Origin of the sequence: Pantoea sp. NGS-ED-1003 (genome assembly GCF_000738765.1) — a bacterium.
In the GTDB taxonomy this organism is placed as follows: domain Bacteria; phylum Pseudomonadota; class Gammaproteobacteria; order Enterobacterales; family Enterobacteriaceae; genus Pantoea; species Pantoea septica.
In genome coordinates this window covers 75,728-94,216 of the sequence record NZ_JPQA01000004.1, presented here as the reverse complement: position 1 = coordinate 94,216, position 18,489 = coordinate 75,728, and the positions used below count along the sequence as shown (strand labels likewise).

Annotated in this window: 21 protein-coding genes and 1 pseudogene; 4 read left to right on the top strand and 18 right to left on the bottom strand. The window is 56.1% G+C overall.

Features of this window, described 5'->3' with window-relative positions:
* Positions 1-24: 24 nt before the first annotated feature.
* Both JS46_RS09085 and JS46_RS09080 read right to left on the bottom strand, forming a co-directional pair.
* The gene (locus tag JS46_RS09085; RefSeq protein ID WP_033749836.1) at positions 25-813 is read right to left on the bottom strand and encodes a mannosyl-3-phosphoglycerate phosphatase-related protein; all 789 of its coding nucleotides are present in this window, start codon (positions 811-813) and stop codon (positions 25-27) included.
* Positions 814-1,159: 346 nt separating this feature from the next.
* Positions 1,160-1,396 (bottom strand): DUF2525 domain-containing protein, encoded by a 237-nt coding sequence (locus JS46_RS09080; RefSeq protein ID WP_033749834.1) that lies wholly within the window; start codon positions 1,394-1,396, stop codon positions 1,160-1,162.
* A gap of 357 nt (positions 1,397-1,753) precedes the next feature.
* On the opposite strand from JS46_RS09080, the gene JS46_RS23340 reads away from it, so the two are divergent.
* Positions 1,754-1,912 carry a YqaE/Pmp3 family membrane protein gene (locus tag JS46_RS23340; protein ID WP_033749833.1) on the top strand — a complete coding sequence of 53 codons (159 nt, stop codon included), beginning with the start codon at positions 1,754-1,756 and terminating at the stop codon, positions 1,910-1,912.
* Between the two features lie 54 nt (positions 1,913-1,966).
* Positions 1,967-2,161: a protein DsrB gene (gene dsrB / locus JS46_RS09070; protein ID WP_033749831.1), complete on the top strand. Its 195-nt coding sequence runs from the start codon at positions 1,967-1,969 to the stop codon at positions 2,159-2,161.
* A gap of 126 nt (positions 2,162-2,287) precedes the next feature.
* On the opposite strand, the gene JS46_RS09065 is transcribed toward dsrB, so the two are convergent.
* The 15 genes from JS46_RS09065 to fliF form a co-directional block, all read right to left on the bottom strand.
* Positions 2,288-4,000 carry a methyl-accepting chemotaxis protein gene (locus JS46_RS09065; RefSeq protein ID WP_051905601.1) on the bottom strand — a complete coding sequence of 571 codons (1,713 nt, stop codon included), beginning with the start codon at positions 3,998-4,000 and terminating at the stop codon, positions 2,288-2,290.
* Positions 4,001-4,134: 134 nt separating this feature from the next.
* Positions 4,135-4,770 carry a transcriptional regulator RcsA gene (rcsA, locus tag JS46_RS09060; RefSeq protein ID WP_033749830.1) on the bottom strand — a complete coding sequence of 212 codons (636 nt, stop codon included), beginning with the start codon at positions 4,768-4,770 and terminating at the stop codon, positions 4,135-4,137.
* A gap of 634 nt (positions 4,771-5,404) precedes the next feature.
* Positions 5,405-6,190 (bottom strand): flagellar biosynthetic protein FliR, encoded by a 786-nt coding sequence (gene fliR, locus JS46_RS09055; RefSeq protein WP_033749829.1) that lies wholly within the window; start codon positions 6,188-6,190, stop codon positions 5,405-5,407.
* Complete coding sequence (gene fliQ / locus JS46_RS09050) at positions 6,190-6,459, bottom strand: flagellar biosynthesis protein FliQ (RefSeq protein ID WP_033749828.1); 270 nt, start codon at positions 6,457-6,459, stop codon at positions 6,190-6,192. The genes fliR and fliQ overlap by 1 nt, the downstream gene beginning before the upstream one ends.
* A gap of 25 nt (positions 6,460-6,484) precedes the next feature.
* On the bottom strand, positions 6,485-7,216 hold the full coding sequence (fliP, locus tag JS46_RS09045) for a flagellar type III secretion system pore protein FliP (protein ID WP_033750714.1): 732 nt from the start codon (positions 7,214-7,216) through the stop codon (positions 6,485-6,487).
* The gene (gene fliO / locus JS46_RS09040; protein WP_033750711.1) at positions 7,216-7,605 is read right to left on the bottom strand and encodes a flagellar biosynthetic protein FliO; all 390 of its coding nucleotides are present in this window, start codon (positions 7,603-7,605) and stop codon (positions 7,216-7,218) included. Before fliO ends, fliP begins: the two co-directional genes overlap by 1 nt.
* A 5-nt stretch (positions 7,606-7,610) precedes the next feature.
* The gene (gene fliN / locus JS46_RS09035; protein ID WP_033749826.1) at positions 7,611-8,015 is read right to left on the bottom strand and encodes a flagellar motor switch protein FliN; all 405 of its coding nucleotides are present in this window, start codon (positions 8,013-8,015) and stop codon (positions 7,611-7,613) included.
* Positions 8,008-9,015 (bottom strand): flagellar motor switch protein FliM, encoded by a 1,008-nt coding sequence (gene fliM / locus JS46_RS09030; RefSeq protein ID WP_033749825.1) that lies wholly within the window; start codon positions 9,013-9,015, stop codon positions 8,008-8,010. Before fliM ends, fliN begins: the two co-directional genes overlap by 8 nt.
* A gap of 4 nt (positions 9,016-9,019) precedes the next feature.
* Complete coding sequence (gene fliL, locus JS46_RS09025; RefSeq protein WP_033749823.1) at positions 9,020-9,505, bottom strand: flagellar basal body-associated protein FliL; 486 nt, start codon at positions 9,503-9,505, stop codon at positions 9,020-9,022.
* A gap of 129 nt (positions 9,506-9,634) precedes the next feature.
* Positions 9,635-10,912 carry a flagellar hook-length control protein FliK gene (locus tag JS46_RS09020; protein WP_033749822.1) on the bottom strand — a complete coding sequence of 426 codons (1,278 nt, stop codon included), beginning with the start codon at positions 10,910-10,912 and terminating at the stop codon, positions 9,635-9,637.
* The gene (gene fliJ / locus JS46_RS09015) at positions 10,909-11,352 is read right to left on the bottom strand and encodes a flagellar export protein FliJ (RefSeq protein ID WP_033749821.1); all 444 of its coding nucleotides are present in this window, start codon (positions 11,350-11,352) and stop codon (positions 10,909-10,911) included. Before fliJ ends, JS46_RS09020 begins: the two co-directional genes overlap by 4 nt.
* 26 nt (positions 11,353-11,378) lie before the next feature.
* On the bottom strand, positions 11,379-12,731 hold the full coding sequence (fliI, locus tag JS46_RS09010) for a flagellar protein export ATPase FliI (protein WP_033749819.1): 1,353 nt from the start codon (positions 12,729-12,731) through the stop codon (positions 11,379-11,381).
* Positions 12,731-13,423: a flagellar assembly protein FliH gene (gene fliH / locus JS46_RS09005; protein ID WP_033749818.1), complete on the bottom strand. Its 693-nt coding sequence runs from the start codon at positions 13,421-13,423 to the stop codon at positions 12,731-12,733. The genes fliI and fliH overlap by 1 nt, the downstream gene beginning before the upstream one ends.
* Positions 13,416-14,408 carry a flagellar motor switch protein FliG gene (fliG, locus tag JS46_RS09000; RefSeq protein WP_033749817.1) on the bottom strand — a complete coding sequence of 331 codons (993 nt, stop codon included), beginning with the start codon at positions 14,406-14,408 and terminating at the stop codon, positions 13,416-13,418. The genes fliH and fliG overlap by 8 nt, the downstream gene beginning before the upstream one ends.
* Positions 14,405-16,120, bottom strand: a complete 1,716-nt coding sequence (gene fliF / locus JS46_RS08995) for a flagellar basal-body MS-ring/collar protein FliF (RefSeq protein WP_033749816.1) — start codon at positions 16,118-16,120, stop codon at positions 14,405-14,407. Before fliF ends, fliG begins: the two co-directional genes overlap by 4 nt.
* A gap of 232 nt (positions 16,121-16,352) precedes the next feature.
* Between fliF and fliE the strand changes: the two genes are divergently transcribed.
* Complete coding sequence (gene fliE, locus JS46_RS08990) at positions 16,353-16,664, top strand: flagellar hook-basal body complex protein FliE (protein WP_033749815.1); 312 nt, start codon at positions 16,353-16,355, stop codon at positions 16,662-16,664.
* A gap of 31 nt (positions 16,665-16,695) precedes the next feature.
* On the opposite strand, the pseudogene JS46_RS24575 reads toward fliE, so the two are convergent.
* Positions 16,696-16,878 (bottom strand): annotated as a pseudogene (locus JS46_RS24575) (integrase); the annotation flags it as partial.
* Positions 16,879-17,336: 458 nt separating this feature from the next.
* Here JS46_RS24575 and JS46_RS08980 point away from each other — a divergent pair.
* Entirely contained in the window at positions 17,337-18,389 is a 1,053-nt protein-coding gene (locus tag JS46_RS08980; RefSeq protein WP_072010418.1) for an acyltransferase, read from the top strand.
* Positions 18,390-18,489 lie beyond the last annotated feature (100 nt).

Sequence of the window (18,489 nt, the reverse complement as noted above, 5' to 3'; positions counted from 1 at the left end):
CTTTTAATCATCAGTGGTTGCGGCTTAATCGGGCTGAGTCAGGAAATAGTCGAGTCCCTCTTTCCAGCCTTCGGGGCCGTAGTGCGCCGTATGGTAGATCCGTTGCCTGTCCTGCCGGGTCAGCGTCACCGGCGTTTTGCTGTAGCCTTTTATCACCACGGCGTAGTCAACCGCATCCAGCATCGGCGCGTCGTTGGGGCCGTCGCCGAGGCCGATGGTGGCGGGCGCGCTGTCATACTGGCCGAGCAGCCAGCGCAGCGCTTCGCCTTTGCCGCTGCCTGCGGGCATGACGTGCCAGAAGCGCCCGCCCTGGGTCAGCTGCAGCTGATGCTGCGCCAGCGCGGCGCGAAACGCCTCCAGCTTCTCTTCGTCGTCGCGCCAGACAATCACTTCCGACGCTTCGCGCTGGCGCGCCAGCCCCGAGTCGCTTTCGGTCAGACCGGTCATCGCGGCGACTTCGGCATCGGTGAAGCGGCTGAAGCCCTGAAAGCGAAAGCTAGGCTGTAGCGTGCTCAACGTGCGGCAGAGCGCCTCATAGGCGAGGCTCTCCGGCGGGATCCGTTCGCGTCGCTGCGCCGACATCTGCACCACCGCGCCGTTTTCCGCGATAAATGGGGTATTCGTCAGGCCGAGACGCTTTTGCAGCGGCGCGATTTCCGCTGCGGTTTTACTGGAGCAGAGCACGACCGGCACCTGTTGACGCTGCAGTTCAGCCAGCCATTCTGCGGCGGCATCCCAGCGGTAGGTATGATGATCGAGCAGGGAACCATCCAGATCGGTAATCACTAACAGCGGCTGTTGCAAACTGGGCATAGCAGGCTCCTTGCGACATTAACTGGCGGATTTTCAGTATTATAGTTGATACCAGATTGCGCCTGCTTTTCGTCTGTCGTACGGCACATCTAGGATAATTCTTAAAACCTGACGATAAAGCGAAGCGGGATGCACAAAAAACGCATGGCGCAAAGCGGCTGAAATCAGGCTGTTTCCGGTAACGCCAGGGGGTTTTATACAAAAAGGGCAGCAGTATTGTGCATAGCCAGGACTTGTCTTAGCGTCGGTCAGGCGTACTCTGCAGAGGTATCAAGCATTTCCTGATGTAACGAATTTACGTGGTTATTTACCCGGCGCTCCCTGCCGGGTTTTTTTTGGCCTGCGATTAGCGGTTCATTTCGTTACAGGTGCAGTCGCGAATATCGAGTTCATACTCGTCCGCCAGTTCAATACTGCTTCCCCAGGCCCGGCCGCCGGTTCTGAGATGGCGGCTGTTGTCCACCTCGGGAAAGGTTTGCGGGAGGGCCGCCGTGCTGCGCGGCAGGCTGTCGAGCAGCGAGCCCACGTCGGGTTTCTCGCCGGGCTGAAGGTCAGGGCCGCCTGGATTGATTTGCGCCATCATCGCTCTCCTTTTGTTTAAAAGGATATTTCGCTTATCTCCGACCAGGGATTGCGACGGATCAGCTAAGTATAGACGGCGGCCAGGACAGGTGAATAACTCTGCGGCAGGAAAAGAAACAGGCAAAAAAAAAGCCCGCGCTGCGCGGGCAAAATCCTTGTTACTTTTAGGTTGACTGCCCCTTTGGGGTGGAGCAGTAAAAGAAGTGTAAAAGGTTGCCGTGTCAGAAGTCTTGTCGCGAAACGTTAAGAAAGCGAAAAAGCGCCCGCTTACGTAAATTTACCTGGTTTTTCCTTTGTTATCAGCGGCATCGTCTATAGTTACAGGCGGAGTTAAACCATAACGTGACAAGGAGAGACCATGGATCTGTTACGCATTATTATCGCTATTATTCTGCCGCCGCTGGGCGTATTTATGCAGGTCGGTTTTGGCGGCGCTTTCTGGCTCAATATTCTACTGACGCTGTGCGGCTATATCCCCGGTATCATTCATGCGGTTTGGGTGATTGCGCGTCGCTGAGGCGGGCCTCATCGTTTACACTGATGCACAGGAAAATCATCAGGAGCAACGCGCATGAAGGTCAATGACCGCGTCACCGTAAAGACCGATGGCGGCCCGCGCCGCCTCGGCACTATTCTCGCTGTAGAGCCGTTTAACGAAGGGATCATGTATCTGGTGGCGCTGGAAGATTATCCGCTCGGCATCTGGTTTTTTAATGAAGGCGATCATCCGGAAGGGATATTTGTCGAGCCTTATGTGGCGGAATAGATGCGCAGGGCGTTGCTTTTATTCTCTCTGAATATCGCGGCAATAATAAGGCGCCAGACGGCGCCTTATTTCATGCTAAATCGACAATAATAAAGGCGCCTCAGAGCGCCTTTATTTTTCTCTGCCTTAGAACGTTTCCCAGTTGTCGTTGCCGGAGGTCGCCAGTGCCGGACGCGGCGTCAGGCGCGGCGATTTCAGCGCGGGCGCAGCAGCAGCCACCGTTGCTGTTGTCAGCGCCGGATGCTCCTGCAGGCGAAACGCGGCGACAGCTTTGGTGAGTTTACCAGCCTGATCTTCCAGCGATGCGGCTGCTGCAGAGGCCTCTTCCACCAGCGAGGCGTTTTGCTGCGTGACGTTATCCATCTCGGTGACCGCCTGGCTGACCTGCTGAATGCCGCGGCTCTGTTCATCCGAGGCGGCAGCGATCTCCGCCATGATATCGGTGACGCGGCGTACCGCTTCGACAATCTCGCCCATAGTTTCGCCCGCTTCGCCGACCTGATGCGAACCGTCTTTGATCAAATTGACCGACTCCGCAATCAGCGACTCAATCTCTTTGGCCGCCTGAGCGCTGCGCTGCGCCAGGCTGCGTACCTCGCTGGCGACTACCGCGAAGCCGCGACCCTGTTCGCCGGCGCGCGCCGCTTCCACCGCCGCGTTCAGCGCCAGAATATTGGTCTGGAAGGCGATGCTGTTGATGACGTTGGTGATTTCGGCGATTTTCTTTGAGCTGCCGGAGATATTAGTCATGGTTTTCACCACGCCGCTCACCAGCTCGCCACCGCTGCGGGCTTTGCCGGAGGCGTCTGCCGCCAGCTGGCTGGCGTGGTGAGCGTTCTCGGCGTTTTGTTTCACCGTGGCGGTTAACTGCTCCATGCTGGCGGCGGTCTGCTCCAGCGCGGCGGCCTGCTGCTCGGTACGGGAAGAGAGATCGGTATTCCCGGCAGAGATTTCGCCGGAACCCTGATAGATCGCCACTGCGCCTTCACGCACCGTGCCGACGGTTTTCACCAGCGAATCCTGCATCAACTGCAGGTTATGCAGCAGCGTGCCAATTTCGCTGCGGCCGTGCGGTTCCGGCGGGGCGGTGAGGTCGCCCTGCGCAATGCGCTCAATACGCGCGACCGACTGGCGCAGCGGACTGATCACTACGCGACGCAAGAATACAAAGGTCATCAGCGTCAGCAGCAAGGCGGCGGCGAAGGCGACCGCCATCGCGATAAAGCCGATGCGCGACTGATGCGCCGCCGTGGCGTTAATGGCGTCGGCGCGCTGGTTGCGCAGTTTAATCGCCTGCAGCAGCACGTCGTTATAGGCGTTGTCGAGTTTGCGCGTGACGTCGGTCTCCTGCGCGATAATGCCCTCGAAGCTGCCCTGTTTGCCGGCGTTGATCATCGGCTTCAGCCCCTTTTCGACATAGTCGTTGAAGCGCGCCGTCAGCGGGGCGTCGAGCGCGATATCTTCAGGGGTTTTGATCTTCCGTTCCTGATAAACCTTAAAGCCTTCCTGCGCCTGCTGAATACGCTTTTCGGTCGCGGCGACGCTGGCTTTAAACTCATCCATCTCGCCGATGCGAGCGGCGGCGCCAGCCTGGATAATATAGAGACGCGCGGTGCGCAGGTGGTTAGAGCTGTTGGAGATCCCCATACGTACCTGGATCTCGTCGGTGGCATCCTTAAGCGACTGGTTGCTCTGGATGAGAAAATAGCTGGCAAGGGCGATACAGAGGGCAAACAGCAGCAGAATACCGCCGAAAATCATACTGAAGAGCGGCACCAGGCGCAGGTTGCGCCACAGGCCAGCCTTGGACGGCGTGGAAGAATCCAGTGGTGTGTTCATATCCTTGATCTCATGTCGGGGTTATGAAACTAACATCGGCAGAGAAGGGGAAAGGGTTAGGGAGTGGAGTGAGATCTGGCTCGCAAAAAAGGCGAAAAAAAACCGGCCTGGCGGCCGGTTCTTTCGCGAGTTGACTATCTCACGTTGACATAGATACCTGACGTCACATTGTCAGTTAAACGCACCACATGATAGATAACCTGTTTATTATGGGTTTTGATCTTGCGTTTAATATTGCCTTTGTGTGACGAAACGGTCTTGGCCTTAATTTGCATCTTGTCTGAGATCTGAATGGTGTCATGACCTGACATCCACATTTTCAGCATATTTGACTCCGTCTGACTTAACGTCAGAGGGTGTACATCCAGACCTGATGAAATACGGGTAGACGCGTTGAGCTTTTTCTGCAAATAAGTGCTGAGTAAGGAGTCAAGTGTCGTCGTTTTTATCGATTTTGATGTAATAATCAAGTTCTTACGAACGTAGAGGTATTCCTCAAAATGGATATTAGAAATGGCCATGAAGATGAAGAACAGCGTTTCCGGGTGCTGCATAATAATATTTCGGATGCGGTCGCTGGAATCTGATTCATGGATAAAACATTCTTCGTTAATAAACACTACGCCAGGTTTTAACTGTTCGCAGCGCTGCTGTAATTGCTCAATATCGGAGACAGAAAAGATGTTTTTCTTTTTGACTCCCTTACAGGACATATAGTCCGATAATCCCAGGCGTGTGTAGTTGCATGAATCCATAATAATCGTTGGCATGTTTAGCGACCCTCACCAATTTGTTATCCGTTTAAATCAACGATGAATTACGCGTTGCGGTACGAGAGAGATTTCTAAGACACTTTTTTATTCTGCTCAGCAGTCTGGCGACAGGCCATACGCCTGCCAAAAGTATTCTTCCCTGACCCGTTTCTGCAAAGTTGTTTTTGTGCTGCCTTGACGTCACTTATCCCTCCAGTGATAGCGGGAATCGCTGGCGGTTTGCAATAAGCGTGCATAACACCCTGTTTTGAGATCCTCGTCACTATCGCGCATAACACAGTCAATTCTGATAGGACGATTCTTAAAAACATTTGATTCACGAAAGTGTGACGTTTTAGCGAGTGTTGACAATGCCGGAAAAAAAGGTCCTGACAAGAAAAATCGTTAAAGGATTTTTTTTGTTCCAAAACAATCTGTTGCCGATTTTGTCAACGATTCCACCAAGTTAGCTGTACCGGGAATCTGTGAAATAAAATACTTGAAGCGCGGTTTAATAAGAATAATTTTCAGAGTTACTTCTCACTTATCAGAATTTCCTTAGTTGATTTCTGAGAAAACTGGTTTGAAAAATGCACAGAATGTTTTAGATGGCTTAAGTATCACTTTAGAAAGATAGTGAGATACTTAATCATCAGGGGTGAGACAGTTCCGATAGGAACTGGGCGAGCAAATCAAAGACTTCGCTGAACAGATGCTCACAGAAGGGCGCAACCAAAGGCATCATCAACCCCATGGTCAAAATTCCCACTGTTAAGGTAATTGGGAAGCCAACCGCGAAAATAGAGAGCTGAGGTGTAACACGGTTTAACAAACCCAGTACCAGGTTAATCAGAAGCAGCAAAACGATTAAGGGTAGCGCTAACATCATGCCATTAAGGAAAATTAAACCGCCTGCTTTGACCAGTGCATTAAAAGCGTTGGCGTTTAACGGCTGCCCGCCAATCGGCAATGTATGAAAACTGTCCGCCAGCAACGAGATCAGCCAGAGGTGTCCGTTGAAGGTCAGGAACAGCAGCATTGCCAGCATATCGAGAAAACGGGCCAGAACCGGCATATTTAAGCGACTGCCTGGATCGAAAAAGGTGGCGAAAGAGAGGCCCATCTGTAAACCGATTACCTCGCCAGAGAGGCGCACCGCAGCAAACGCCAGCTGCATCGTGAACCCCAGCCCGATACCAATCAGCATCTGCTGCAGCAGCAGCCAGAAGCCAGCGGGCGAAAACAGCGTTACCTCGACTGAAGGCAGCGTTGGCACCATTATCCAGGTGATTAACGCCGCCAGGCCGATTTTGACGCGTTTGCTGATAGCGCGCTCGCTCAGCAGCGGCGCGGTGGCGAACAGCGCCAGCATACGCGCCAGCGGCCAGAAAAACTGACTGACCCAGTGAACCAGCTGGTCGCTGTCGAGGGTAACCATTAGCCGATCATATAAGGCAGGTTGCTGAAGAGGGTGCGGATATAGTCCAGCACCAGATTCAGCATCCAGGGGCCGGCAATCACGCCCGTCGCTGCCACGGCCAGCACCTTCGGTATAAAGGAAAGCGTCTGCTCGTTCACCTGGGTCGCCGCCTGCAGCAGACTGATAATCAGCCCGCTGACCAGCGCCGCCAGCAGCAGCGGCGCGGCGAGCATCAGCGCCAGGCGCAGCGCATCCTGGCCCATTGCCATAACGGATTCTGGCGTCATTAGTTTCTCCGGGAAATCGGAATAATCAGGAATAGAAGCTTTGCGCCAGCGAACCGACCAGCAGCTGCCAGCCATCCACCAGTACAAACAGCATCAGTTTGAACGGCAGCGAGATGGTTGCCGGCGGCACCATCATCATCCCCAGCGCCATCAGCACGCTGGCGACCACCAGGTCGATAATCAGAAACGGGATAAAAACGGTAAAGCCAATCTGAAAGGCGGTCTTCAGCTCGCTGGTGACGTAGGCGGGCAGCAGAATGCGCATCGGTACCGCTTCCGGCCCTTCGATGGGCGGGGTATTCGCCAGGCGGGCGAACAGCGCCAGGTCCGCTTCGCGCGTCTGACGCAGCATAAAGTCGCGTAGCGGCTGCGCGCCTTTCTCCAGCGCGACGTCCATGCTGATTTTGTCCTGGCTAAAGGGCAGATAGGCGTCGTCGTAAATCTTGTCGAAGGTCGGCGCCATAATAAAGAAGGTCAGAAAGAGCGCGAGGCCGAGCATCACCTGATTCGGCGGCGCGGAGGGCGTGCCGAGGGCGTTGCGCAGCAGGCCGAACACGATGATGATGCGGGTAAAGCTGGTCATCATCAGCAGCACGGCGGGAATAAAGGTCAGCGAGGTAATAAAAACCAGCGTCTGCACCGGCAGCGACCAGCTTTGTCCGCCATTGGGCAACGCATGGCTCACCAGTCCCGGCAGCTGGGCATGAGCGGCCGGCGCCAGCAGTAATAGCGGCAGAAGAGAGAGCAGTCGACGCATCATTGAGGTTTTCCGGGACGTTTAACCAGATTTTGCAACAGCTGACGGAAATCTTGCGGCGCGGCCGCGGCGGCCGGACGGGCATCCGGCGCCACCGGCGGCAGCGTGTGCAGATGGGTAATCTGCGCTGCCGTAACGCCCAGCACCAGGCGCGCCTCGGCGGTATCCACAATCACCACGCGTTCGCGCTGGCCGACCTGTACGCTGGCGCTCACCTTCAGCGCCTGGCTGCTTACCGTTTTCGGCGCGAAGCCGAGGCGGCGCGCCAGCCAGGCGCAGGCGAGGATCAGCAGGACAATCACGGCCAGCACGCTGCTGACCTGGGTCACGACGGAACCGCCGGAGATGGGCGGCGCTGCGGGCTGCAGCGCGTGGGACTGGGTGTTCATCATATTTAGCGGCTCAGACGACGCATACGTTCAGACGGCGTAATAATGTCGGTGATGCGTACGCCATACTTATCGTTAACCACCACCACTTCGCCCTGGGCGATCAGGTAGCCGTTGATCAGGATATCGAGCGGCTCGCCCGCCAGACCGTCCAGCGCCACCACGGAACCCTGCGTCAGGCGCAGCAGCTCTTTAATGGTCATTTTGGTGCGGCCCAGTTCGACGGTAAGCTTGACCGGGATATCCATAATCAGGTCGATGTCCTGCAGCGAACCGGCGGCAGCGCTGCTTTCGAACGTTTTGAAGACGTCGTCGGCCTGCGGCGCGCTGCTAACGGCCTGCTCATTCATCGCCTCAGCCCACAGATCGTCCGCAGAGATGTCGTCGGACGGTTTATTGCTGTCACTCATTGGGCTGTTCCTCATTCAGCGAATTCAAAATCGGGTTAATCAAATGCTCAACGCGCAGGGCGTACTGGCCGTTCATGGTGCCGTACTGACTGGTCAGCACCGGGACGCCATCGACGTGCGCGATAATGCGCTCTGGTTTCTCGATCGGCAGCACGTCGCCAGGCTTCAGCTGCAAAATGCGCGACAGCCGCAGCGAGGTTTCGGCAAAGTGAGCGATCAGCTCCAGTTCCGAATGCTGCACCTGTTTCACCAGGTTCTCGCGCCAGTGGTTATCCTCGGTGCGGGAGTTCTCCAGTGGCGGGTTAACCAGCAGTTCGCGCAGCGGCTCAATCATCGAGAACGGAATACAGATGTTGAACTCGCCCACCAGGTTGCCAATCTCGACCTGGAACGGCGTGTTGACCACGATATCGTTCGGCGAGGTGGTGATATTGGTGAACTTCACCTGCATTTCAGAGCGGACATATTCCACGTCGAGCGGGTAGATCGCCTTCCACGCGTCGCTGTAGCCTTCCAGCGCCAGCTTCAGCATGCGGCGGATCACGCGCTGCTCGGTGTGGGTAAACTCACGGCCTTCCACCTTGGTGGGGAAGCGGCCGTCACCGCCGAACAGGTTATCCACGGCGATAAACACCAGGCTCGGCGAGAACACCACCAGCGCCGTTCCGCGCAGCGGTTTCAGGTGGATAAGATTCAGGTTGGTCGGCACCGGCAGGTTGCGGGCAAACTCGTGATACGGCTGAATCTTGATCGCACCGACGCTGATATCCGGGCTGCGGCGCAGCAGGTTAAACAGCGCCATACGGAAATGTCGGGCGAAACGCTCGTTAATAATCTCCAGCGCCTGAAGGCGCTCGCGCACCACGCGACGCTGGGTATTAGGGTCGTAAGGACGAATGTCGCCTTCCGGCCCGCTTTGACTCTTTTCATCTACCGCGCTGTCACTGTCGCCATTAAGCAGCGCGTCAATTTCAGCCTGGGAGAGAATGCTATCGCCCATTGGTTTACCTCAAAATGAAGGCGGTAAACAGTACGTCATTTACCACCTGCGCAGGCTGTCCTTTCACCAGCGGAGGTGACAGCACCTGCTTAATCTGTTCAATCAGCGCTTGCTTTCCTTGCTCCGACGCCAGCGCGGCGGCGCTCTGTCGCGAGAGCAGCAGCAGCAGGCGGCTACGCACTTCCGGCAGATAATCATTCATCCGACGACGGGTATCCTCGTCCGGCAGACGCAGGGTAAAGCCTACGTACAGTACGCGGTCCGGATCGTTGTCGGGATTGATCAGGTTGACCGTAAAGGTATCAAGCGCAAAAAAGACGGGAGCGGGTGGCGGTTCTACTTTCGCAGCTTCCGGTGTGCCACTCTCATGTTTATTCATCATTCGCCAGACTGCATAGCCTGCCACGCTACAAGCGGCCAGCGTTACAATGAGCAACACCGGAATTAAGAGTGAACGTTTGCGGCCTTTTGCTTTCGCGTTATCAGACATTTTTGCAGTAACTTCCTGTGAATTATCGGCAAACCTCTCGGTTTGCCTGGACAGATTATCCCGCGTCTTAAGTCAAACAATGGGAAGAAAAGACGCGGGTTTTACGCTTACCTTCAGCGTTTGTCGCTGTCAGGCAAAAGTATCGACAGCGCCGGTGCCGAGGATGCGCGCCTGAAGGGCGGCGGGAACGGCGATCGGCGTTATCTCGCTATCGTCATCCTGGGAGAGAGGGAAGGTGCCGTGCTGTCCGTCGCGGCGCGCCTCCTGCTGCTGTTGCTGCTGCTGGAAGCCCTGGCTCTGCGCGAAGCTGTCACTGCTTACCTGACTCTGTCCCAGGTTAATGCCGCTTTCCGCCAGCGCGTTACGCAGCTGCGGAAGGGCGGCTTCCAGCGCGGCCCTGACGTGGCTGTGGCTGGAGGCCATACTGATTTGCGCCTGGTCGTTATCCAGCTTCAGGCTGATCTGGATGGCGCCCAGATCCGCCGGATGCAGCCGCAGCTCGGCGTTTTGCTGGCCGTTGCGGGTGAACATGACAATCTGCTGGCTCAGAGCCTGCTGCCATTCGTCGCTGCCCAGCTGCGCGTTGAGCATCGGCGTCGACGGCGTACTGGTCGTGGCCGAGGCGGTCTGCGTCATCAGCGGCGACGTGCTGCTGCTGGCCGGCGTACTGGTCAGCGCGCTGCTGTCCGTCTGCGTCAGCGGCGCGCTTTTTTCATCCTGTCGGCTAAAGTTGCTCAGCGCCTGCTGAAAGCTGCCGTCCAGCGTCAGCGGCGCGCTGGCGTTGGCCGTGCTGGCTGCCGCGCCCGCTGATGCGGCGTTCAGCTGCGTCGGGCTCGCCTTCGTCTCAGCGTGCGCTGGCGCGCTGGCCGATGGCGACGCGCTTTGCGCCAGCGAATTGCTCAGCGCCTGGCTCAGCGTCGAGAGCGCATTGCCTGCGAGCGCGCCGCGGCGCGTGTCGGTGCCCGACTCGGCGGCGACGGAAGCGGCGGAAACGCTGCTCTGCGCAACCGGCGACGCTGGCAGCATGGCGAACAGCGCCTGCATGGTCTGCGCCTCGCTGCTGGTTAAGGTTTCCGCGCTCGCCTTATCCTTATCATCGGCGGATTTGGTGGCGGCTTTAATATTTTCCGGCGTCAGCAGCGCATTCAAACCCTCGGTTTTGTCAAAGGCGGTCAGCAGCGCGTCAGGCTGACCCTTTAGTGCAGGCGCGTCCTCCTTTTCCTCTGCGCTTTCAGCAGATTGCGCCGCGTTTCCCTGCTGCTTCGCCAGCGTCAGCAGACGGTTGCCCAGCTCGGTCAGAAAGTCCTGCGGCAGCGATTTGACGCTGTGCAAAACCTCAGCGGAATCTGAACTTTTCAGCTCGCCTTTCGCGCTGGCGGCGGTGACAATATTTGGCAGCGTAATCATTCGCCTTTCCTCAATGCGGCCCGTTGGGCGTATTCATCCATCCGTTTCTGATCGAGACGGTTTTCTACTCGTAATGCGTTGTCCGCCGCGCGGCTGATCAGCGTCTGATAGGCGTTAAGACGCTGCTGCTTCTCGCGCCAGCTGGCCAGCGCCTGCTCCAGACGCTGATTCCACTGTCTCAGCTGAGCGCGATGCTGCTCGATCGCCTGTTCCAGCGTCTGAATAAACTGGTGGTAGTTGGTCCAGCGCGTGGTGGCGATGCCGCCCGACATATCGCTGTTTAGCTTATTGCGGTACTCATCCTGGTAGTCGAGCAGCATGGTGAGCTGCTCGTCCGCCTGGCGCACGCCGCGGCGCATATCGCCGAGGTGCATCACCGCTTTCTCCAGATCCTGCTCCGCTAAATCGCGCAGCGTGTCGATGGCACTGGCGCTCTTCATCGCTTACTCCTTCCGTTACGCCGCCGTTAGCCGAACAGCGCATGCAGATGCAGGCAGGCGTCGTCGTAGTGGCTGCGTTCAAAAATGCCCTGTTGCAGAAAGGCTTCCATCTGCGGGTAGAGGCGGATCGCCTTGTCCAGCATCGGATCGCTGCCTGCGGCGTAGGCGCCGACGCTCACCAGGTCGCGGTTGCGCTGGAAGCTGGAGAGCAGCTGCTTAAACTGACGCACCCGCGCGTAATGATCCTCGTCGATCAGCGCGGTCATGGCGCGGCTGATAGAGGCCTCAATATCGATCGCCGGGTAGTGGCCCGCTTCGGCCAGCCGACGCGACAGCACGATATGGCCGTCGAGAATAGCGCGCGCCGAGTCGGCGATAGGATCCTGCTGATCGTCGCCTTCGGTCAGTACGGTATAGAAGGCGGTAATCGAGCCGCCGCCGTGCGTGCCGTTGCCGGCGCGTTCCACCAGCGCCGGCAGCTTGGCGAACACCGAGGGCGGATAGCCTTTGGTGGCGGGCGGCTCGCCGATGGCCAGCGCGATCTCGCGCTGCGCCATGGCGTAGCGCGTCAGGGAGTCCATAATCAGCAGCACGTGCTGGCCGCGATCGCGAAAATCTTCGGCGATGCGCGTGGCATAGGCGGCGCCCTGCATGCGCAGCAGCGGCGAGACGTCCGCGGGCGCGGCGATCACCACCGAACGCGCACGGCCTTCGGCGCCGAGAATATTTTCAATAAAATCTTTTACTTCGCGGCCGCGCTCGCCGATCAGCCCGACCACGATGACGTCCGCCTGGGTATAGCGCGCCATCATGCCGAGCAGCACGCTCTTGCCGACGCCGGAACCGGCGAACAGGCCCATACGCTGGCCGCGCCCGACGGTAAGCAGAGCGTTGATGGCGCGTACGCCGGTGTCGAGCACGTCGGTAATCGGCGTGCGCTGCAGCGGGTTGAAGGGCGGGGTGATCAGCGGCGCGCGGTAGCCGGTATCGGGCGACGGCAGACCGTCGAGCGGCTTGCCGCTGCCGTCGAGCACCCGGCCCAGCAGTTCCGGGCCGAGCAGTAGCTGTTTGCCGCTGTGGCCGCTGTCGCGCGCATAGACGCGCGCGCCGGGCAGAATGCCGTCGACCTCTTCCAGCGGCATCAGAAAGAGTTTCTGGCCGTTAAAGCCCACCACTTCACTTTCGACTTCGGTCAGGTTCTTGCCGTCGTTGCGTTCGATAACGCAGGTGGCGCCGAGCGGCAGCTGCAGGCCGGTCGCCTCCAGCACCAGACCGGTGGCGCGCGTCAGGCGGCCGTAGCGGCGCACCGGCTGCACCTGCGCGATGCGGGTTTCAAAGGCGTCGAGCGCGCCCAGCCAGCGGGAAAGTCGCGAGGTCATTAAAACTCTCCTGGCGCGGCGAGACGGCACAGCTCCTGCCAGCGCGTCGCCACGCTGGCGTCGAGATCGCCATCTTCGGCGCTCAGCTTGCAGCCGCCAGGATGCAGCGTGCTGTCGGCCAGCAAACGCCAGCCGTGCAGATCGAGCGTCGGACCGAGCGTCTGCTCGATACGCTGCAGATCGTCGGGATGTACGCGCAGCTGCGGTTTGCCGCTAAACATCGGCTCCTGCTGCAGTAGCTGCTGGATTTGACGCAGCAGGGCGCTGCCGTCCACCGTGGTCGCCTGGCCGATGACCTGGCGCGCGGCTTCCAGTGCCAGCTGCATCAGACGCGAGGCGATGACGCTGTCGAGCGCCTCCAGCGAGTGCTGAAACTCGGTGACCAATTGCTGCATGCGCGCCTGAAGCGGCGCCTGCTGCTGCTGCGCATCGGCCAGCCCCTGCTGAAAGCCGGCGTCGTAGCCCGCTTTCTGACCCTCGGCGAAGCCCTGCTGATGGCCTTCGTTATAACCCTGCGCCTGCGACTCTTTGCGCGCCTGCTGCTGCATTCGCTCGAAGAGCTGCTGCTGCTCGTCGGCTTCCGATTCAAACACCTCAGGCTCCGGCAGGATCTCCGGTGCCGGCTCGTCGCGGCGGCCTAAATCATCAGGCTGCCAGAGCTGCCACGGGCGGGCGGAAAAGGCATCAGACATAGGTTTCCTCGCTGCTGCCAATTACCATCTCGCCCGATTCCGCCAGACGGCGCACGATAAGCAGGATAGCTTTCTGTTCGTTCTCTACCGCCGACATACGCACCGGACCGCGGTTGGCGAGGTCGTCGCGCAGGATATCGGCGGCGCGCGCCGACATGTTCTTGAGGAACTTCTCGCGTAGCGGCTGCTCGGCGCCTTTCAGCGCGACCAGCAGCTGCTCGGACTCCACTTCCTGCAGCAGACGCTGGATGCTGCGGTCGTCCACTTCCACCAGGTTCTCAAACAGGAACATCTCGTCGATAATTTTCTGCGCCAGTTCGCCGTCGAAGTCGCGAACCGCTTCGATAACCGCCTCTTCCTGCTGCGTTTTCATCAGGTTGATGATTTCCGCCGCGGTTCTCACGCCGCCCATCTTGGCGCGCTTGAGGTTGGTGCCGTCCAGCAGGCCGTTGAGCACTTCGGTCAGCTCTGCCAGCGCCGCCGGCTGTACGCCGCCGAAGGTGGCAATACGCAGCATGACGTCATGACGCAGGCGTTCGTCGAACAGCGCCAGAATATCTGCCGCCTGGCCACGCTTGAGGTGCACCAGGATAGTCGCGATGATCTGCGGATGCTCGTCGCGGATAAGATCGGCGGCAGCCTGCGGCTCCATAAAGTTGAGCGTTTCCATGCCGCTGGTGGTCTCGCGGGACTCGAGAATATCCTCCAGCAGGCTGGCGGCGCGCTCTTCGCCCAGCGCTTTGGTCAGCACCGAACGCAGGTACTCGTTGGAGTTGAGGCTCAGCGCCGCGAACTGCTCGGCGTCGGTCTCGAACTCACGCAGGATCTCGGTAAGCTGCTTGTGCGACACCTGGCGCATATTCGCCATCGCGGCGCTCAGGTGCTGCACTTCACGCTGGTTAAGGTGCTTGAACACCTCGGCGGCGCGCTCTTCGCCGATGGTCATCATCAGGATGGCGCTTTTTTCAGTTCCGGTCAGACTCATAGTTCTTTACTCATCCATTCGCGGATAACCAGCGCAACGACGCGCGGATCGTTCTCGGACATATCGCGGATGCGCTGGCTCATCACCTCGGCGCTCATGCGGTTGCTAGACTTGCGCTCTGCATCCTGCTCATCTTTGCTGAGCTGTACGCTGTAGGCTTCTTCCTCTTGCACGGCGGCGGCGCGCTGTTCTGCGGCTTCCACGGCGGCTTTTTCCGCTTCGCGTTTACGCATCAGCTGCGGACGCACCATTTTGCGGTAGAGGATGAAGGCGACCAGCGCGATCAGCAGCCATTTGCCGACGTTCATCATCTGATCGAAGAAGGCCTGCTGCTGCCAGAACGGCAGGTCGCCGCTGGTTGGATCGGCTGCGGTGAACTCGGAGTTGACCACGTTGACGCTATCGCCGCGCGGCTGGGAATAGCCCATCGCTTCGCGCGTCAGATCTTCAACCTGCTTCAGCTGCTGTTCGTTAAGGGCGATCGCCTTGCCTTTGTCATCGGCACGATAGTTAACTACTACCGCCACTGAGAGGCGCTGCACGTCGCCGACGTTCATTTTGGTGTGGCGAATGGTACGGTCCAGCTCGTAGTTCACGGTATCGTCGCGGCGCGAGTTGGTCGGCACGCTGCTGCTGGCCGTGCTGGTGGTGGTGCCGTTGTTCGCGTTGTTCTGCTGGCCATTCTGCGCGTTTTGCCCGTTCTGCGCGTTCGGCGCATTGACCGGCGCGGTGTTGCCCGGCGCTGGCTGGTTGGAGAGGGCACCCGGCACGCCGCCCGGATACGGGCTACCGGTCTGATCGCTGGTGCTGGTCTGACGCGAGCGGATAGCGGTGCTGCTCGGATTGCCGTTCGGCTGATACTTCTCGTCGGTCTGCTCGCTCTTGTCGAAGTTGATCTGCGCCGTCACCTGCGCGTGCACGTTGCCCTGGCCGAGAATCGGATTCAGGATCGCTTCGATGCGCTGCTGGTAGCGCGCTTCGACTTCGGCGGTATATTTCAGCTGTGCATCGTTGAGGTCGCGGCCTTCGCTGTCTGAACGCGTCAGCAGGCGTCCGCTCTGATCGACAACGGTAACGTTGCCCGGCGGCAGGCCCGCCACGCTGCTGGAGACCATATGCACGATGGCCTGGATTTGGCCCTCATCGAGCGCGCGGCCAGGCTGCAGGTTCAGGGTGACCGAGGCGGAAGGCGCTTTCTGCTCGCGCACGAACAGCGTCGGCTTCGGCATCGCCAGATGGACGCGCGCGGTTTTCACCGGCCCTAAGGTTTCGATGGTGCGCGCCAGCTCGCCTTCCAGCGCGCGCTGGTAGTTGACCTGCTCGCTGAACTGGCTGATACCGAACTTCTCTTGATCGAGCAGCTCAAAGCCCACCGATCCGCCTTTCGGCAGCCCCTGCTGCGCCAGGCGCAGGCGCAGCTCATGCACCTTTTCCGCCGGCACCATCAGCGCGCCGCCGTTATCGGCGAAGCGATAAGGGATGTTCATCTGGGTGAGCTGGGTAACAATCGCGCCGCCGTCTTCATCAGAGAGATTGTTGTACAGCACGCGGTAATCGGGCGCTTTCGCCCACAGCACCAGCGCCATCACGATGGCGATAGCGGCGGCGGCGGCAACGATAAGGGGAATACGCGGGTTAGCGCGCAGGCGAGCGATAAGGTCACTGAAACCTTTTTTGGCTGAATCCTGTGTAGCGGCTGCGCTCGCGTTCATGACCTATTCCTGCCTGACATAATTGACCGGGTTTGTTGTAGTGACAAAACAGACTCCCTGACACTGCGTAAAAGAAACTCCACTTCAATGCATGGCATTATTTTCTTTATCGCAAAATTCGATGGGCGAATAAGCCGGGTTTTTTGCGGTTATTTAGCGCCTTTGTCTCATTGACAATGTGATAACTTTTTGATCGTAGAAAATTCCATCTCTCTTTCAATGAGGTAACGGCATGTCCATTCAGGCAATCGACGGCGTTTTACAGCAGCTTCAGCTGACTTCGCTGCAGGCCAGTAACAAAAGCAGCGAGGCGACGCAGCCGGTCGACTTCGCCGCCACCATGAAAGCGGCGCTTGATAAGATCAGCGATACGCAGAACACCGCCCGTACGCAGGCGCAGGATTTTGAAATGGGCAAGCCGGGCATCGCGCTGAACGATGTGATGGTGGATATGCAGAAGTCTTCTATCTCGATGCAGATGGGGATTCAGGTGAGGAACAAGCTGGTGGCGGCTTATACGGATATTATGAATATGCAGGTTTAAGCGGGTAACTGGCTGATACTAAAGCAAATAACTATACGGCTACTTTAGCGAAGCACGTATGTAGCACAAGATCGTTCATTTTCGTGTTGATAAGGGAAAGCTGATCCGTATTGTTCTCTGACATCCAGGCGCCATAAACCCGATACACCATCTGCGCATCTGAGTGACCCATTTGCGCGGCGACATAGTTCGGGTTTGCGCCTGCCAAGATGTTTGTACCTCATATACCTGATAATATTCAATTCGGTTTTTAGTTTTTTGACATAATTAAGGTTTCCTGTATGACAAGCTAGCGTACTGCTACCTTTTTAAGATTAGCCATTCCTAGCTTACAAGCGAGAAATGCTTACTACATGAGAATTCTCTGCTTATCGGATGAGTTGGTCCAGTTTTTTTATAAGGCTAGCTATTCGAGGGGTAAGATAAATTGCTCCCGGAAAAGCGGCTATTATATCCCGCGCTTTTAAGTAGAGTAAATGCTGTAATTGTTACCGTATTAATCCACTCTGCTTCTTGAAGAATTTGTACTCAGGTAAGGAAACTATTGAGGATATTTCTAAATATGCATCACATCCGTTATTGCATTTAACAATTATTATCGACTTCTTAACAAAAAGCACATGGAATGATAACAGTTAAGTGCTTATTAGATGCGTATGTTAGGGTTCAATTATGAAGAGTAATTCTTTACAGGTTTCAAGAGGGGTAGCTGCTCTATTGGTGATGGTTCATCACTTACTGACACTCCCCCTTCTTTACTTTAACAAAGATGGTTTTTTTAATCAGACGTCATTAAATCATATTGGGGATTTTGCTGTTTATTATTTCTTCGCGCTAAGCGGATATGTATTAACCATTTCCGTAAATAAAAAAGACATTTCACCTTATAAATTTATAAAAGACAGAGTTATAAGAATATATCCTGAATATATATTTTGGTTTTTCGTTTATTTGATGGCTTGGTATGCGTTTTATGGGACCTATGTTGACTATAAGGTGCCATCAAATGATGCTTTTTCATGGATTTCCAATATCACCTTAATACCTCAATTTTGGGAGGGTAAGTATTTTTCGATGATGATAGGAAGTTCCTGGAGTTTAGTATATGAAATGTATTTTTATATAGTTTTTGCTGTAATGTTGTTTTTCTTTCAGAAAAAAATACATATCCCCATTGCGATGTTGTCCCTTTTCTATGGCCTTTATTATTTGGGTAACGCCAATTTCCAGATTGACAGAGGCGGATGGGTTTATGCTCCCTATATAATAACTGATTTTCATTGTATCGCCTTTGCACTGGGCTCGCTAATTTTTTACGGAAAAGTTGTCGATTTTAAAAAACCATACCTACCGATTTTGCTAATACTAATAATTATAACGTGTGTGGTTTTGTCGAAAAAGATGTATGTCAGTGATATTAACATGGTAATAATAGCCTCAATTATTCTGTACCTAATAAGAAGTACAAATTTAACACACGGAAAGCTTGTCTCCTTTCTTTCTTTTATAGGTGATGCATCATATACCATTTATATTAGTCATATGCTATTCCTGAAAGTAGCGTGGGACTTTGCTCGTTCATCCGAAATCTATAGCCTGATAGTTTTAAATTTTTTTGCTATAGCCTTTGGGTGTGTCAGTTACATTTTGGTTTCTAAAAGACTGCTTGGTTTATGCAAAAAAATATTTGCGTCAGATAAAAAAGATTCTTTTGTGGCTAAATAATTCAAAAATTAGCATAAATCACTTATGCTTTTATCAAGTAAAATAAAGCCCTGGTGACGGGGCAGAAATTGATTGCGCTGATGTTGGGGGATGTTATACA